This window comes from Paenibacillus sp. CMM36 (genome assembly GCF_053570945.1).
Genome location: NZ_JBSEDY010000001.1, coordinates 353,447 through 368,684 on the forward strand (window position 1 = coordinate 353,447; position 15,238 = coordinate 368,684).

Sequence of the window (15,238 nt, forward strand, 5' to 3'; positions counted from 1 at the left end):
CCTACTTTCAATTTTTAAAATACGTTCATTTATTCTTTGCTAAGAGTAACAAATTATCCCTTTACTTACTCCTGTCTCAAGTAGGGTTGATCCCCCCGTCTTGCGGAGGGGATTTTCCTTGACTATGGTCTAGGAAATAATAAAAGGGTTACGGTATTAATGAGTCTGTATTGATTCAGTTATCATTCAGCATACCCTCAGGTTGCATTCAGATTTGCTACCGATGAAAGGTAGGTGGGCAGCCAAAAACATTATGTACACTGAGAGGGAATCTATTTTGTCACTATCCATTAACAGACATCTTATCACGACTTCCTATGATCATTCGAATACGGTGAAGTCACATGAGAATGGACTAAATACCACGGGGCATACCACACACAAGAAATCTAACGATTCACTCGAACTGAGCAAGGAATTCATGAAATACACGGGAGGAATGCAGGCTCCGCTTCCTACGAATGCCACAGATGAAGAAATATCGGCTTTATTCGATAAAATCGCTAAGACTTTTGAACAATCTGTATCATCGTAGTCATAGTCATTAGAGTGCAACACCATAGCTTAGAACCGGTTAGCCCACACGTGTAAACTCATACTTTTATAAAGGGGAAATCTCGTATGAACATTTCATCCACATCCAGCAGTTCTATATCTATTTCAAGCACTTCATCTTCATCCAGTACCAACGATACAGCTAGTCTGGAAAAGCAAAAAGCTCAACTTGAAGCGGAGTACAACAAGGTACAGCAAAGTAAGGATAATAAAGATACAAAAGAAACAAAAATGAAGCAGCTTCAGCAACAAATTAAACAGATTGAAGCTCAAATTGCACAGCAAAGTTCGCAATCCAGCAGTACGTCAACTCCAAAAATGGAAAAGCCCGCTCCAAGTAACACAGAAACAACTCGTATCAACAGCGCTAACAGCAGCGATATTACGGGAGTTGGGAAATCACTGGATATTTCAATTTAATCATCCCCTCTCTTCTCCTGTATGGCAGACGATGGATATAAAGGATAGCAGGTTCTCCGTTTCAGAGGGGCCTGCTTTTTTCGTTACTAAATATTTTGCATGAATCCAGGGAACGACTTTAATCAGCGATATTTAGATTAGAATAATTCTGTCCATCTAAATTGAATCATGTGACTAAACATAGAAAAGTATATACAATATATAACAGTAGGAAGATGAAAGTATTTTAACCCTATTATTTTCTATATTTAAATCAGTAAGTGCTAGTAATCATTTCAAATTGGAGGATTTATGCCATGACGCTGGAACCTCAGATGAATCGAAGTAGTAGAGATGAAGCGCGTTTAGTCAGAAACAAGTTGATTGAGTTTAATGCGAAACACGTTCCAGCAGATATTCGAACCCAATACGAAGAGATTAATCTTACGCTTAAAAATGAAGACGGTCAGGTGATAGGCGGTCTCCTAAGTGTACTATGTTGGAACTGGGTGGAGGTTGATATTTTGTGGGTAGATCAGAGCTACAGAGGAAAGGGCTACGGTTCACAACTACTCGGTGAAATTGAACAAATTGCTAAAGAAAAAGGGTGCGATTTTATACAACTTAATACCTTTACTTTCCAAGCGCCCGAATTCTATGAAAAGCAGGGGTATGAAGTCGTTGGTGTCATTGACGATGCTCCGAGAGGCTTTAAACACTATTATTATAAGAAAAATATCTACTGAGGATTCTATAGATGCGCGTACAGATCAAGGAAATAAATAAAGATCAGCATATCACCATTCGTAATATTGGCAAGGAAAAAGTATACGGCTACTGGACATATTTTTGGCATGAACTGACTTCTGGATATGCGTATGTTGTCCCGTATGAACAAAGCTTAAATAAGATGATTCCCGGTTGTGTAATTTCGGTCGAGACTTCTCAATCCAGTATAGAGGGGTTCAGGAGGCTGAAGCCTACTGAAGAGACAGGGATTTTTCGACCTCAACCAAAGCTAGGCGACTATTGGATTCAAGGAACGATACATCAAGTGATGCAAGGCGAAGCAGACGAGATAGAATGTGTGGAGATTGTAGTAGGAGACACTACGTTTATTTTGGATTCTGAAGAAGTGAATGGTGATGTCAACGTTAAAGCGGGCGACGGTGTCGCCTTTGAAATCATAGGCCTACAGTTGTTTGACGAGGGACTGTGAGCGTTCTATAGCGATTGATTCGAAAAGAGGTAACACATGTCTAATGATAATAGTAAATCGAAAACGTTGGGAGCTTTTCTGAAATCACGTCGAAATCGACTTCAACCAGAGCAGGCAGGTCTTAGACTTTCACAGGGTCAGCGAAGAACACCGGGGCTTCGCCGAGAAGAAGTTGCGATGCTGGCAGGTGTCAGTGCGACGTATTACACATGGCTGGAACAAGGTAGAGAAGTAACAGCATCTAAGGAGATTATCGAAAGTATAGGAGAAGCTCTACAATTAACTCATGATGAGAGAGCACATCTAATTCAATTGTGGAATCCCAATGAGGTGGTTGCGATTTCGCCCATCCATACAAGGCTGAATCCACAGTGGCAACATATTATTGATCAGTTGTCCTATCCTTCCTTTATCAGCAATGAAAAAGCGGAAGTGCTTGCTTGGAATAGCGCGGCGAATGAGGTGATTACCGATTTTTCTTCCCTGTCCGTTTCTGAACGTGTCATGATTCGTTTATTGTTCGTGGATTCCGAATTACGTCGTCGAATGGTTAACTGGGAAGAATTCGCGTCCTATTCGGTAGCTGTTTTTAGAACCTATTATGACAAGTATTTAGGAGATCCTTGGTTTGAGGAGACGGTAGAACGGCTGCGTGTGGAAAGTATGGAGTTTGACACCATGTGGAAGCAGCATCATATCCAGCTCAAAAAGGTGAATCGGGTTTCCCTTCAAATCCCTGGCGCTGTGGAAGCAGTTTCCTATGATATTAATTCTTTAGCAAGTATTACGGACCAACCGGGTCTGCACTTTTGTATCTACACGCCAGTAAGCCAATCCTCTGCCTGGTAATCTTGTTACTAGTATAAACGTACTGTGGTTGCCTCCATAAGGGTCTATTAGAATGAGTACATGTTCATTCCATCCATTTACCCAAAGAAAAGAGGGAACCATGATATGCTGAAAAGGAAATTGGGATGTGAAGGGCTGGAGGTATCAGCTCTGGGCCTTGGCACGATGATGATGCCGAACAACGAGGAGTCGGTGCGCACACTTCAGGGAGCGCTGGACCTTGGTGTAACGTTGTTTGATACAGCAGATCTTTATGGTGAGGAATACGCACAGCAGAAGTTCGGCGGCAATGAGAAGCTAGTTGGACGTGCGCTCAAGGGTCGTCGGGAGGAGGTAGTGATTGCCACTAAATTCGGGATCACACACACTCAGGGACCCAAGGGAGATCCGGCATATATTAAAAAATCCGTAGACGCCAGTCTGTTTCATCTGGGGACTGATTATATCGACCTGTATTATCAGCATCGAGTCGATCCCAATACTCCGATTGAAGAGACCGTCGGAACGATGGCCGATTTGGTTAAGGAAGGGAAAATCCGTTATATCGGCTTGTCGGAAGCGTCGGCTGAACAGATCCGCCGCGCGCATGCGGTGCATCCAATTACCGCAGTAGAAACCGAATATTCCTTGTGGAGCAGAGAAGTGGAAGACGATGTCCTTCCGCTACTAAACGAACTGGGAATCGGCTTCATCCCCTACAGTCCACTGGGTCGAGGTTTCCTCACGGGACAGATCAAAAAATTTGACGATCTGCCAGTGGATGATTACCGCCGTCATTTCCCTCGCTTCCAAGGCGAGAATTTCACCAAAAATCTAGAGGTTGTCCTCCTGATCGAAAAAATGGCTGCTCAAAAAGGTTGTACTTCTGCTCAGTTGGGGCTGGCATGGCTGCTGGCGCAAGGCGACCATATCGTCCCGATTCCAGGAACGAAGAGATTGGAAAGAGTGCGTGAAAATCTTGGTGCCCTACAGGTCTCTTTGTCGGAAGCAGAGCTTCAAGAGATCGAGCGTATTTCGCCCAAAGGTTTCGCAGTAGGTTCTCGTTATCCGGAGCGTGCCTAGAAAACGGAGTATTGGCATGATGATTAAGTTTAGGATAAGACCGTTCCTTTCTGGAGCCGCTGGTAGTACCAGCGGCTCTGCAGAAAGGCGGTCTTTTTTTTACTAATTTTGACCGACGTAGGCATGAGTTCTCAAGTCTAGTCTATGGCTAGAGTTATTGCACTCTACAAAATAACGAGTTAAAGTATGGGAAATGCCATATTTAACCACAGTTTGTCGGTGTGAAAGTAAAACTAGATTTTAGTGAATCGTGAATAAAGAAAGGTATGATCGGATTGACAACAGAAGTGACACATAAAATATATACCATGTGTATGATTCAGGACGGAAGTAAGGTATTGCTTATGAATAGACCCAATCGAAAGGGGTTTCCGGGTTATATTGCTCCAGGAGGAAAAGTAGAGTTTCCAGAAAGCATTGTGAATGGGGCCATTCGTGAAGTAAAGGAAGAAACAGGCTTAGCCGTTACGGAAATTGTATTTAAAGGAATCGACGAATATTGTGACCCAAGCCAAGGGCTGAGATATATGGTCTTTAACTATTTGGCTACAGCCACTGAGGGTGAACTATTAAAAAATCCCCCCGAGGGAGAACTGCTGTGGGTGGATATGAAAGAAGCGCTAAATCTGCCGATGCAGGATTGGTTTAAGCGGAGATTTCCATTGTTTTTTGAGCCAGGAACGTTTGAAGTTAGTTCCGTGTGGCTGGCGGATACAGATGAAACTCTGGAAGCAACGATTAAGAGCTATGGTGTATAGAGATGACGACGACCATATATTTCTCATCTAATCGGCTAGGCGAGGTAACAATTGAACAAGTGCAAAGGATGCTGAATCGTTTTGATTTGGGACGTTTGCTGTCTTATAAGCAAAGCTGACCTCGCTGGATAAACAGCAAATGGCTGAAATGCTTGCTACTGTTTTGTTAGTGCTTCATAGATGGAAGGTTAAGAACAGTGGAGAGCTGGATACAACAACTCTAGGCATTCGTCCTTTTGAAGTCTCTTATCGAGTATGGTTGTATGGACGAATTCGCTATTGGCTAGAGGATGCCAAAAAATACTCGAACATTTCTGTACAGGATATGGAATGGGTAGAGGAAATATTGGAAGGCTCCCGTCAAGCATTCGATCAGCTGGAAGCTGCCACTTTCGTGATGGGGGATTTTAAACCGCAAAATTTCCTTGTGCAGAATGGGAATAAGGGCTGGGGAGTCAGTGGTCTTTTTGATTTTACGACAGCCTATTTTGGGGATGGGGTTGCAGATCTTCCGAAAATAACCATCATGTATCTGGAGAACGGCGAAGAAGAATTGGCAAAAGGTTTTCTTACTGCTTACGCACAAGGGATGGAAGCTAAAGAAGGATTTACTGAGCGTTTCCGGGTGCATATGCTGCATCAGCAGGTTCTAAACTGGGGATGTGCCAAAGCGATGAAGCAAATCACTTGGGATGATAAGCTCTCTTTTGCAGATTGGGCGCAAAAATTCATGGATATTAAGGTATAAAGCAATAGCAGACAAATTGAGTATTTAAAGAGGAGGTAGTGAGTGGGATGCAGACTGTCAGATTGGTAAAGCCGGATCAGGACTGGAAGGAAGCTTATCTTTCATTTTATGAGGAATGGAAACAGAGCCAGGAGCATATGGTACCTTGGGTGATCTCTGTAGAGCCGTACGATTTTGAAGGTATGCTGACGTTTTTAAGTAATCAGGAAAATGGAATGAACCTGTCTGAAGGCTGGGTTAAAAGCTCCACATACTGGCTTGTGAATGCGAATGAACAGGTTGAGGGAGCGGTGAATATCAGGCATGTCCTTAACGAACACCTAATGAATGCCGGAGGTCATATCGGTTACGGTATCCGTCCTTCTGCACGAGGGAACAGGTACGCTGTTACAATGCTGGCCTTGGCGCTGGAAAAAGCAAAAGAGCTGGGGATTTCCCGAGTCCTGGTCGTATGCGACTCCGATAATATTGCCTCCAAAAAAACAATCATACAAAACGGCGGAATGCCGGACAAGGATTACATAGAGGAAGACGGAAACCGTGTAAACCGGTTTTGGATCGAACTGTGAGTGAGAAAGAGGGGAACGCGAGAAGCTCATGAAATTATGGCCTGAATATGCGCAAAACATCATTGTTGGTGTTATTTTTGAAGGAAACTGGAATTGGTATGTGACGGAAAGAGAATATTGGTTTTTGAATACCGAGATGGAGGAACGGTTTGGTATCCCTATTTTGGATGAAACCACAGCAGGAGCATTTTTGGATCACATCTGTGAATATAAGGTGGCTACAGGGGAGCTAACTTCAATGCTCCAGTTGCTGGATGATGCTATTCAGCATCAGGATGAAGTGCTGGAGTTTTATCCTGCTCTGTATGTTAACTTTGATGAGAAAGTTCTCTATTCGCTATTTCCTGAGCCAGCTTCGTTTGAACACTATGTCCCAGTGGGGTGGAAAGGAGAATATCAAAACTTTATGAACGAGGTACCTTCATCTGAACAGTATTGGATGATCGATGGAAGTAACTTTTTTGAAACATTCACTTGATAGAACGAAAGAGGAAATGAATATATGGATGCTTCCATGCATGAGTAGCTATATTAACCCATAAGATGTAGTTCTAAGGTCACGAAAACCTCTCCAAGGGCCATGTTTTTATTTCCTAATTGATATTGATAATTATTATCACTTATAATAAAAGCAGACATATTACGCTATGATAGGGAGAGTTGCAGAGTGACAGTGTCCTTGGAATTATATGATGTAACGATCATCGGCGGTGGTCCTGCCGGTATGTATACCGCATTTTACAGTGGAATGAGAGATATGAAGACCAAGCTGATCGAAGCCAAGCATGAGTTGGGCGGACGGATGCGCATATACCCAGAGAAGATGATATGGGATGTCGGAGGGGTTACCCCGGTTTTATGTGAAAAGCTGATTGATCAGCTGGAGCAGCAAGCGCGGACGTTCGAGCCTACCATTGTGCTGGGGCAGCAGATCACTGGTTTGGATCGGCAAGAGGATGGCACGTTCCTGCTAACTTCTGCCACAGGGGAACAGCATTGGACACGCACGATCGTTCTGGCAGTAGGCTATGGTATTCTCAAAATGGCTAAGCTGGAGATTGAGGGGGCGGACCGCTATGAGGTTACGAACCTGCATTATACTGTACAAGAGCTAGAGCCATTTCGGGGCAAGCACGTCCTGATTTCCGGTGGGGGCGACTCAGCAGTGGATTGGGCGAATGAGCTGGAGTCTATTGCGGCGAGTGTGACCGTCGTACATCGTCGGGATCACTTTGGTGGACATGAGAAAAATGTAGCGCGTATGAAATCATCTTCGGTCCGTGTTCTCACGCCATACGCGGTGAGTCAGCTACATAGCAACAATGGAGAGACGATTGAACAGGTAACGATCAGTCATGTAGATACGGACGAAATACAGGTGCTGAATGTCGATGCAGTCATCGTAAATCATGGACTAAAATCCGATTTCGGTCCGCTTCGGGATTGGGGACTGGATATGGGGGAGTGGCATGCCCGAGTGAGCGAAAAGCTGGAAACGAATCTGCCGGGGATTTTCGCGGCAGGCGATTTTGTCGAGTACGGAAGTAAGCTGTATCTGATTGCCGGTGCGTTCACAGATGCCGCCCTTGCGCTGAACAGCGCGAAGCTGTATATTGATCCGGCAGCTGACAAAGCGGCATATGTTTCTTCTCATAACAGCCGCTTTAAGGAGAAGAACCGCGAGCTTGGTGTCGTGGAGTAGAGTAAGATACGGAATTAAGTTATATAGGATTAGAGATAGGGTAGGGAAAATGTAAAAGAACTTCCGCGACTACGATTGATGTGGTTTGCATTAAAAAATCAAACGAACCTACCATAGAAAGTATGGACTGGATTGAAAGGTGACATATGAAGAGACGAACGGAGCAACAGGAAGCGATTTGTGCAGATATTACTCAAAAGGCAGAGCCCTTTGTACAGCAACAGTTGGAGCATGATCATAGTGGTCACGATTGGTGGCATATAGACCGGGTGAGAAAGCTGTCTCTTAAAATTGCTGCCAAAGAGGGCGCAGATTCGTTTATTTGTGAACTGGCAGCACTGCTGCATGATGTAGCGGATGAAAAATTAAATGATTCCAAACAAGCCGGGCTGGATAAAGTAGAGCAGTGGCTGCTTCTGCATGTAAGTGATCTGGATATAATCGCGCACGTGATGACTATTATTGCTACGATGTCCTACAATGGTGGACAAAACCCGCCCATGGAGACGCTGGAGGGTCAAGTTGTGCAGGATGCGGATCGGTTAGATGCTCTTGGAGCAATTGGGATTGCAAGAACCTTTATGTATGCAGGCTCAAAAGGCAGTATGATGCATCACCCGGATAAAGATTTTTCACAGCATGAGTATCGTGCCGCAGGTAAAAGTGCCATATACCATTTTTACGAAAAGCTGCTCAAGCTCCAGGATTTAATGAATACCACTTATGCCCGAGAGCTGGCGGAGGTTCGGCATCAATGGATGGAGCTGTACCTGGAGCAGTTCTATAGAGAATGGAATGTGGATGATGTTCAGCAGAGAGAGGAAGGCTGATGCTTCTTAGATGCAGTGATTCCAAGGAAAAAAGCTCACCTTTTTAATAAATATTAGAAAAAATATTGCAATGCACTGATTTCTCTCCTACTATTGATAATAGTTATCATTGATAATGATAACTATTATCTGTAATCAAGCAGTAGAGGGGAGCCATTCAGGTTATGAAGAAGTTTGCAGTAGGGGTGTGTACTTTATTATCGGCAAGTTTGTTGTTGACAGCGTGTGGTGGAAAAGTGCAGGAGGTGGATAGCTCGGCTCAAACGAATTCCAATGCATCGACACAGACGTCAGTTTCCGACGGAGAAAGTGCCAAGACGATTACATATCTAGATAAGACTTATAAGCTGACCAAGACGGATCATATTATTGTAGCAAGTCTGGAAGCGATGGAAGATGCGGCTGTCCTGGGAGTAAAGCCGACTGGGGCGGTTACTTCGGGAGGAAAATTCCCCGAATACATGGAAAAAGCGATGGAAGGAGCCGCAGATGTTGGTGACCGAATGCAGCCTAGTGCTGAAACGATCCTGAAACTGAAGGCAGATGTGATTCTTGGGAGCTCCAAATTTCGACCTGCGGTGGCAGAACAGCTGGGGAAGGTCGCTACATTGATTCCAGTATCTCATATTTCAACGAACTGGGAAGCGAACCTGCTCATGTTGGGGCAACTTACGGGCAAAGAGGCGAAGGCGAAAGAGATACTGAACAAGTACAAGCGAGATGCTCAGGCGGCCCAACAGAAGCTCAAGCCATTATGGGAAAACAAAAAGGTGCTTATGGTACGGATTCGTACAGGTAATCTGTATGTATATCCTGCAGATGTATATTTCAATCCTTCGCTATATGTTGATCTGGGAGCTAAGGTACCGGAAGAGTTAAATACAGTAAAGGCACAAGAGGCAGTTTCTTTGGAGAAGTTGGCTGATATGAACCCTGATTATCTGTTCGTGCAATTCTCAGAAGGAGAGAACAAGGATCAGCCGCAGGCATTAGCAGATCTGGAGAAAAATCCGATTTGGAGCAGTATCAGCGCCGTAAAGAATGGGAAAACCTTCGTCAACATCGTAGATCCCAATGCTCAAGGCGGTACTTCATGGAGCAAACTAGCCTTTTTGGAAGCGGTTATGAACCGACTTTCGCAGTAAAGGTAGGAACATGGGAAAAAAATTAATCTCTCCTTACCTTATCATCTTCGTCTCTCCCTTGTTTATCGTGTTAACGTTACTGCTGTCTGTGATGTACGGAGCCAAGACGATAGAATGGGAGACGGTAATTGCTACATTTTTCCATTTTGATGCTGGGAATGTAGATCATCAGGTCGTATTAAACTCTCGTCTGCCTAGAGCGGTCGGCTCTATATTGATTGGTGCTTTTCTCGCGATTTCAGGAGCCATTATGCAGGGAATGACGCGGAATTTCTTGGCTTCACCCTCCATTATGGGCGTGTCAGATGGAGCGGCATTTGTGATCACCTTAATGATGATCCTCGCGCCGAACTCCACTTCGATGGGGCTGATCGGCAGTTCTTTTGTAGGATCGGCTCTTGGGGTAGCTATTGTATTCGGTTTAGCCTGGATGATTCCCGGGGGTCTTGCTCCGGTTCGTATGGCCATTTTGGGAACAATCATCGGCACGTTTTTAAGCAGCCTGTCGGCCGTTCTTTCCATTTATTTTAATGTATCGCAAAATGTAAGCTTCTGGTTTAACGCACGACTGCATCAGATGGATCCCGGGATGATCCAATTGGCAATTCCCTTTGCTCTTGTGGCAGTTGTGGGGGCGATGCTGCTGGCCAAGCCAATAACACTACTGTCGCTAGGCGACGACGTGGCCACAGGCCTGGGACAGCGGTCATTACCGGTCAAGCTGGGGGCGATGCTCTGTGTAGCATTGCTGACGGGTGTTTCTGTTGCGCTGGCAGGAAAAATTGCTTTTGTTGGCTTATTGATTCCGCACATCACCCGATATTTAATCGGAGTAGATTACCGTTGGGTCATTCCATGCTCTGGTTTGATCGGTGGCGTTTTTTTGGGTATGTCTGATGTGTTGAGCCGTTTTCTAAATTATCCGTTTGAAACGCCTATTGGTGTGGTTACCTCAGTCATTGGCATCCCTTTCTTTCTGTACTTAATACGTAGAAAAGGAGGGGGAGAGCATGCGTAAAATCAGTGCAAAACGCCTGTGGCTCGTACTTTTAAGCGTGGCTGCGCTCATTTTAGTAGCCTCCTATATTAGTCTGACCCATGGGGAGTTTGACATGACTCTGCAGGAAGTGGTTCAGACGTTGTTCCGTATTCATCCTACTCCGCAGTTGGATTTGGTAATTTTTGATTTTCGGCTACCTCGTATTGTGATTGCAGCCTTGGTCGGTCTTGGGCTGGGGATTGCTGGGGCGGCGGTACAGGGAGTTACACGGAATGGCTTGGCTGATCCCGGCATTTTGGGCATTAATGCAGGGGCGGGGGCAGCCATCGTCATATTTATGTTCTTTTACCAAGGACAGATGGAAACGACAGGCTGGACTGCGGCGTTGGCTATGCCCTTTTTTGGCTTGATTGGAGGTTTGATGGCTGCCCTGCTGATCTATTTATTTGCATGGAAAGCAGGACGCTTGGATCCGCAGCGGCTGCTTCTCGTAGGTATCGCGATTGGCTCTGGCTTCGGTTCCTTAAGCTTATATCTATCGCTGAAAATGAAAGCCTCGGATTTCGAGATGGCGACAGTATGGATGTCGGGCAGTATTTGGAGTGCGGATTGGAAGCTGGTTGCCGCCGTAATTCCGTGGCTTGTCATTTTGATCCCTGTTATTTGGTTGAAATCGTATGTTCTGGATCTGTTTCAATTGCATGAACATACAGCTAAAAGTCTTGGCGTTGCGACCGAAAAGGAAAAGTCTATTCTTCTGCTGTCCAGCATTGGACTGGTGAGTGCCTGTGTGTCTGTTTCAGGAGGAATAGGCTTTGTAGGATTATTGTCCCCTCATATCGCCAGAAGACTGGTTGGCCTTCATCATCGTCTTGTGATTCCCATATGCGGCATGGTGGGTATGGTGCTGGTACTGTTGTCTGATTTTGTTGCCAAAACGGTGGTTGCGCCTGCGGAAATTCCTGTTGGGCTGATTATTGCGGTGATCGGGGTCCCTTATTTTGTAGTCTTGCTCATGAAAAAAACGGCCTAATTGAATTGAAATTGAGGTTCTATAGGAGGTTATTCCCGTGAAAGACCTATTTACGCATGTTCATCGTTCCAGTGATGCACATGGAGCTGTGTACGTTCCTCGAAGTCAGCATCGAGTGATGTATTCACAGGCTGAAAACCGTGAGTATCATATTTATATTGCGATCCCTGCTGAGAAACCTCCTGTATCCGGGTATCCAATTATTTATGTACTGGATGCCAATTCTGTTTTTGGAACCCTGGTGGAAGCGGTGCGTGTTCAGGGCAGACGACCCGACAAAACGGGTGTTGTCCCAGCTATAGTTGTAGGAATAGGCTACCCAACAGAGGCTCCGTTCCATCCTTCTCGATATTACGATCTTACACTACCAAGGACGGCAGTAGAGCTTCCTGTAAGACCAAACGGAGAAGCACCTATTGAAAGCGGGGGAGCCGAGCATTTCCTGTCATTTATTGAAGATGAGCTAAAGCCTAAAATGGAGCGTGATTTTCACATCGATCGCAGCCGACAAACGATCTTCGGTCATTCATTAGGGGGCCTGTTCGTATTACATACCCTGTTTACAAGACCCGGCTCTTTTCAGATCTATGTGGCGGGAAGTCCCTCTATTCACTGGGGCGGGAGGGCCATTATGGAGGAAGAGAAACACTTTTTAGCCTCCACAGCTCAGGAACAGCGGAACAAAAGGCTGTTGATTGCAGTGGGTGAGCTGGAAGCAGGACATTCAAGTGGTATGCAGGAAAAGGCCAGGGAGCTTGCCGAGCGTTTAACAAATGTGAATGATTCGGGCTTGCACGTAGAATTCCGTGAATTTGCAGATGAAGGCCATATATCCGTGTTGCCAGTACTGGTGAGCAGAGCCGTTCGTTTTGCTTCGGTTTGTCACTAAAACTATAAAAAGAATCAAAAAATGAAGATATATAAAGGGATATTGAGTATAAAAAGGGATAAAATTCAAAAAAACCTCTCCAATGCTACCAGGAGAGGTTTTTTTGAATTGATAATTTTCTTAAATGTACAAATATGGACGAAAACAGACGATTTTCAACATTGACTGTAATTGATGGTTTAGTTATCATATTTTGTAACTCCTAATTGATAATGATTATCATTATTAGTTATTTAAATTCAAAATGAATGATGATTACAGCAGAAACTGGGCGTTAAACTGCTTTTTTTGATTTCGCTGGAAAGGGTGGAATGAACATGAGTGATGACGGAATACAGGGGAAGGTAGCTCTGGTTACAGGTGCTGCCCAAGGTATCGGTGCTGCTGTGGCGCGTTCTCTGGCCGAATTGGGAGCAATCATTGCCGCTGTAGACCGAAACGCAGAAGGTGTGAGCAGGCTGGTAGACGAGCTGGTGCGTGACGGCTATCGTGCAACGGCTTTTCCTGTCGATGTCAGCCATCGTGCGGCTGTCGATGAGACGGTAGAGCAGATTGAGCATCATCTCGGACCAGTTGGCATTTTGGTGAATGTTGCGGGTGTGCTACGAATTGGGCTAGTAGACACGCTCCGTGACAGTGACTGGACGGAAACCTTTGCTGTAAACACAAACGGTGTCTTTTACATATCCCGGGCTGTGGTGAAGCATATGATTCCCCGGAAATCGGGTTCGATTGTCACGGTGGGTTCCAATGCGGGAGCTGTACCTCGTATGTATATGGCAGCTTATGCAGCTTCAAAGGCCGCTTCGGCGATGTTTACTAAATGCTTAGGATTGGAGGTTGCCTGCCATCATATTCGCTGTAATGTGGTGTCCCCAGGTTCTACGGAGACAGAAATGCAGTGGTCCCTGTGGTCTGATGAAAGTGGGGCACAAGCAGCTATTGACGGATCGCCGAACGCTTACAAGGTCGGCATTCCACTGCGAAGGTTGGCTGATCCGGCAGATATCGCGGATGCTGTTGTTTTTCTTGCTTCGGACAAGTCACGCCATATAACGATGCATGATTTGCGCATTGATGGTGGCGCTACGTTAGGTGTCTGAGTGGAATGCAGCAGTCTTGTATGGGAATAGATGATGGCAATCGTGACAGAAAACAATGGAACAGGAGGCAATAACGTATGAAATCCAATACTGCGCTTGAAGTACAAGCGACTCACTTGCTAAAAGATTACAAGCCAGGCTCTTCCTTCTTTTTTGCGTCACCCACCCGGACTTTACTGGCCCAAGGTACGTTGGGGGCATTGCCGCATGGGGAGGCAAGCGATACGGAGGGCGGATTGACCGGGCGTGTAGCCACGTTGCTCGAGAGTGTGCGTCAGTCCCACGGTGGACATCCGATTGTGGTGGGAGCTATTCCCTTTGATGCTTCACGGGCTGCACAGCTTCTGGTTCCGGCAGAGACTCGCTGGGCGGGGCCGCTTCATTCTCACTCTACGAACTGGCACTCCGAGAATGGGAAAGCTGCCGATTCAGCGAATGCTGCCAGCCGTGTGAACCCGACAAAGCTTGGGCAGGCTCCGGACTACGGTATTCGTTCCGTGCCCGATCCGTCGGAGTTTGTACAGGGGGTGGAACAGGCCCTGAAATATATTGCGTCCGGGGAGCTGAACAAAATCGTGCTCTCCAGAACACTACAGCTGGATACTTCGGAACAAGTAGACGTTCCAAGTTATTTGCATAATTTAGCCAGACATAATACCAAGGGCTATACCTTCGCTGTTGATTTACCCGCTTTGGAGGCGGAAGAAGCAGGCTCGGACGGGGCTGTTGTCGGTGTGGAACAGCGAACGCTGATTGGAGCTAGCCCCGAGCTGCTCGTTTCCCGAGAGGGGCTGCATCTGACGGTTAATCCGCTGGCTGGCTCTGCACCTCGCAGTGATGATCCTGTCGAAGATAAGCTGCGGGCTGCGGCATTGCTGGAATCAGTCAAGGACCGGCATGAGCACGCGGTAGTCGTTGAAGCGGTGGCCTTGGCACTCAGACCGCTATGCCGGAGACTGGATGTGCCGCAGAAGCCTTCGCTGATACAAACAGAGACGATGTGGCATCTTTCGACTGAAATTACGGGGGAATTAGTGGATTTGACGGTTTCATCTTTGGCCGTTGCCCTGGCGCTGCATCCTACGCCAGCCGTATGCGGTTCGCCTACAGAGCAGGCCAAAAAGGTTATCCGAGATATCGAATCGTTTGATCGGGGCTTTTACACGGGAATTGTTGGATGGTGTGATGCAGCCGGAGATGGAGAATGGGTGATTACGATCCGTTGTGCAGAAGCTGCAAAGCATTCCTTGCGTTTGTTTGCAGGGGCAGGCATTGTGGCGGCTTCAAACCCGGAAGACGAACTGGCGGAAACAGCAGCCAAGTTTGGAACCATGCTTCAGGCATTGGGACTGAAGCATGAATAACGAGAACGATACA

At 46.0% G+C, this 15,238-nt stretch carries 18 protein-coding genes; all 18 read left to right on the top strand.

The features are described from left to right. Window positions 1-223 precede the first annotated feature (223 nt). The 18 genes from ACWA2B_RS01795 to dhbC all read left to right on the top strand — a co-directional run bounded on the left by ACWA2B_RS01795 (window position 224) and on the right by dhbC (window position 15,225). Entirely contained in the window at window positions 224-535 is a 312-nt protein-coding gene (locus ACWA2B_RS01795; protein WP_449291638.1) for a hypothetical protein, read from the top strand. A gap of 86 nt (window positions 536-621) precedes the next feature. After that, window positions 622-975, top strand: a complete 354-nt coding sequence (locus ACWA2B_RS01800) for a FlxA-like family protein (RefSeq protein WP_165144962.1) — start codon at window positions 622-624, stop codon at window positions 973-975. A gap of 296 nt (window positions 976-1,271) precedes the next feature. Continuing rightward, window positions 1,272-1,700, top strand: a complete 429-nt coding sequence (locus ACWA2B_RS01805; protein WP_165144965.1) for a GNAT family N-acetyltransferase — start codon at window positions 1,272-1,274, stop codon at window positions 1,698-1,700. A gap of 11 nt (window positions 1,701-1,711) precedes the next feature. Beyond that, window positions 1,712-2,173 (top strand): hypothetical protein, encoded by a 462-nt coding sequence (locus ACWA2B_RS01810; RefSeq protein ID WP_069012027.1) that lies wholly within the window; start codon window positions 1,712-1,714, stop codon window positions 2,171-2,173. 36 nt (window positions 2,174-2,209) lie between these two features. Continuing rightward, entirely contained in the window at window positions 2,210-3,022 is an 813-nt protein-coding gene (locus ACWA2B_RS01815) for a helix-turn-helix transcriptional regulator (RefSeq protein ID WP_449291639.1), read from the top strand. A gap of 105 nt (window positions 3,023-3,127) precedes the next feature. Then, window positions 3,128-4,084 (top strand): aldo/keto reductase, encoded by a 957-nt coding sequence (locus ACWA2B_RS01820; protein WP_449291640.1) that lies wholly within the window; start codon window positions 3,128-3,130, stop codon window positions 4,082-4,084. Between the two features lie 266 nt (window positions 4,085-4,350). Then, the gene (locus tag ACWA2B_RS01825; RefSeq protein WP_029516423.1) at window positions 4,351-4,842 is read left to right on the top strand and encodes an 8-oxo-dGTP diphosphatase; all 492 of its coding nucleotides are present in this window, start codon (window positions 4,351-4,353) and stop codon (window positions 4,840-4,842) included. A 139-nt stretch (window positions 4,843-4,981) separates the two neighbouring features. Beyond that, on the top strand, window positions 4,982-5,590 hold the full coding sequence (locus tag ACWA2B_RS01830; RefSeq protein ID WP_449291641.1) for a phosphotransferase: 609 nt from the start codon (window positions 4,982-4,984) through the stop codon (window positions 5,588-5,590). 47 nt (window positions 5,591-5,637) lie between these two features. Next, on the top strand, window positions 5,638-6,159 hold the full coding sequence (locus ACWA2B_RS01835) for a GNAT family N-acetyltransferase (protein WP_165144974.1): 522 nt from the start codon (window positions 5,638-5,640) through the stop codon (window positions 6,157-6,159). A 28-nt stretch (window positions 6,160-6,187) separates the two neighbouring features. Next, the gene (locus ACWA2B_RS01840) at window positions 6,188-6,637 is read left to right on the top strand and encodes a hypothetical protein (RefSeq protein WP_165144977.1); all 450 of its coding nucleotides are present in this window, start codon (window positions 6,188-6,190) and stop codon (window positions 6,635-6,637) included. Between the two features lie 189 nt (window positions 6,638-6,826). Further along, window positions 6,827-7,861: an NAD(P)/FAD-dependent oxidoreductase gene (locus ACWA2B_RS01845; RefSeq protein WP_103047635.1), complete on the top strand. Its 1,035-nt coding sequence runs from the start codon at window positions 6,827-6,829 to the stop codon at window positions 7,859-7,861. A gap of 146 nt (window positions 7,862-8,007) precedes the next feature. Then, entirely contained in the window at window positions 8,008-8,691 is a 684-nt protein-coding gene (locus tag ACWA2B_RS01850) for an HD domain-containing protein (RefSeq protein ID WP_449291642.1), read from the top strand. A gap of 164 nt (window positions 8,692-8,855) precedes the next feature. Next, window positions 8,856-9,836, top strand: coding sequence for an ABC transporter substrate-binding protein (locus ACWA2B_RS01855; protein ID WP_029516428.1), 981 nt, complete (start codon window positions 8,856-8,858; stop codon window positions 9,834-9,836). Between the two features lie 10 nt (window positions 9,837-9,846). Next, window positions 9,847-10,854: a FecCD family ABC transporter permease gene (locus ACWA2B_RS01860; protein ID WP_039269698.1), complete on the top strand. Its 1,008-nt coding sequence runs from the start codon at window positions 9,847-9,849 to the stop codon at window positions 10,852-10,854. Continuing rightward, window positions 10,847-11,869 carry a FecCD family ABC transporter permease gene (locus ACWA2B_RS01865; RefSeq protein WP_449291643.1) on the top strand — a complete coding sequence of 341 codons (1,023 nt, stop codon included), beginning with the start codon at window positions 10,847-10,849 and terminating at the stop codon, window positions 11,867-11,869. The genes ACWA2B_RS01860 and ACWA2B_RS01865 overlap by 8 nt, the downstream gene beginning before the upstream one ends. Window positions 11,870-11,987: 118 nt before the next feature. Next, window positions 11,988-12,758: an alpha/beta hydrolase gene (locus tag ACWA2B_RS01870; RefSeq protein WP_449291721.1), complete on the top strand. Its 771-nt coding sequence runs from the start codon at window positions 11,988-11,990 to the stop codon at window positions 12,756-12,758. Window positions 12,759-13,075: 317 nt separating this feature from the next. Further along, window positions 13,076-13,861, top strand: a complete 786-nt coding sequence (locus tag ACWA2B_RS01875; RefSeq protein ID WP_039269699.1) for a 2,3-dihydro-2,3-dihydroxybenzoate dehydrogenase — start codon at window positions 13,076-13,078, stop codon at window positions 13,859-13,861. A 77-nt stretch (window positions 13,862-13,938) separates the two neighbouring features. Next, window positions 13,939-15,225: an isochorismate synthase DhbC gene (gene dhbC, locus ACWA2B_RS01880; protein WP_449291644.1), complete on the top strand. Its 1,287-nt coding sequence runs from the start codon at window positions 13,939-13,941 to the stop codon at window positions 15,223-15,225. Window positions 15,226-15,238: the final 13 nt, after the last annotated feature.

Excerpts from the sequence above, each read along its gene's own strand:
- ACWA2B_RS01795 (WP_449291638.1), top strand. The coding sequence starts at position 224 with ATGAAAGGTAGGTGGGCAGCCAAAAACATTATGTACACTGAGAGGGAA.
- ACWA2B_RS01800 (WP_165144962.1), top strand. The coding sequence starts at position 622 with ATGAACATTTCATCCACATCCAGCAGTTCTATATCTATTTCAAGCACT.
- ACWA2B_RS01805 (WP_165144965.1), top strand. The coding sequence starts at position 1,272 with ATGACGCTGGAACCTCAGATGAATCGAAGTAGTAGAGATGAAGCGCGT.
- ACWA2B_RS01810 (WP_069012027.1), top strand. The coding sequence starts at position 1,712 with ATGCGCGTACAGATCAAGGAAATAAATAAAGATCAGCATATCACCATT.
- ACWA2B_RS01815 (WP_449291639.1), top strand. The coding sequence starts at position 2,210 with ATGTCTAATGATAATAGTAAATCGAAAACGTTGGGAGCTTTTCTGAAA.
- ACWA2B_RS01820 (WP_449291640.1), top strand. The coding sequence starts at position 3,128 with ATGCTGAAAAGGAAATTGGGATGTGAAGGGCTGGAGGTATCAGCTCTG.
- ACWA2B_RS01825 (WP_029516423.1), top strand. The coding sequence starts at position 4,351 with ATGATCGGATTGACAACAGAAGTGACACATAAAATATATACCATGTGT.
- ACWA2B_RS01830 (WP_449291641.1), top strand. The coding sequence starts at position 4,982 with ATGGCTGAAATGCTTGCTACTGTTTTGTTAGTGCTTCATAGATGGAAG.
- ACWA2B_RS01835 (WP_165144974.1), top strand. The coding sequence starts at position 5,638 with ATGCAGACTGTCAGATTGGTAAAGCCGGATCAGGACTGGAAGGAAGCT.
- ACWA2B_RS01840 (WP_165144977.1), top strand. The coding sequence starts at position 6,188 with ATGAAATTATGGCCTGAATATGCGCAAAACATCATTGTTGGTGTTATT.
- ACWA2B_RS01850 (WP_449291642.1), top strand. The coding sequence starts at position 8,008 with ATGAAGAGACGAACGGAGCAACAGGAAGCGATTTGTGCAGATATTACT.
- ACWA2B_RS01855 (WP_029516428.1), top strand. The coding sequence starts at position 8,856 with ATGAAGAAGTTTGCAGTAGGGGTGTGTACTTTATTATCGGCAAGTTTG.
- ACWA2B_RS01860 (WP_039269698.1), top strand. The coding sequence starts at position 9,847 with ATGGGAAAAAAATTAATCTCTCCTTACCTTATCATCTTCGTCTCTCCC.
- ACWA2B_RS01865 (WP_449291643.1), top strand. The coding sequence starts at position 10,847 with ATGCGTAAAATCAGTGCAAAACGCCTGTGGCTCGTACTTTTAAGCGTG.
- ACWA2B_RS01870 (WP_449291721.1), top strand. The coding sequence starts at position 11,988 with ATGTATTCACAGGCTGAAAACCGTGAGTATCATATTTATATTGCGATC.
- ACWA2B_RS01875 (WP_039269699.1), top strand. The coding sequence starts at position 13,076 with ATGAGTGATGACGGAATACAGGGGAAGGTAGCTCTGGTTACAGGTGCT.
- dhbC (WP_449291644.1), top strand. The coding sequence starts at position 13,939 with ATGAAATCCAATACTGCGCTTGAAGTACAAGCGACTCACTTGCTAAAA.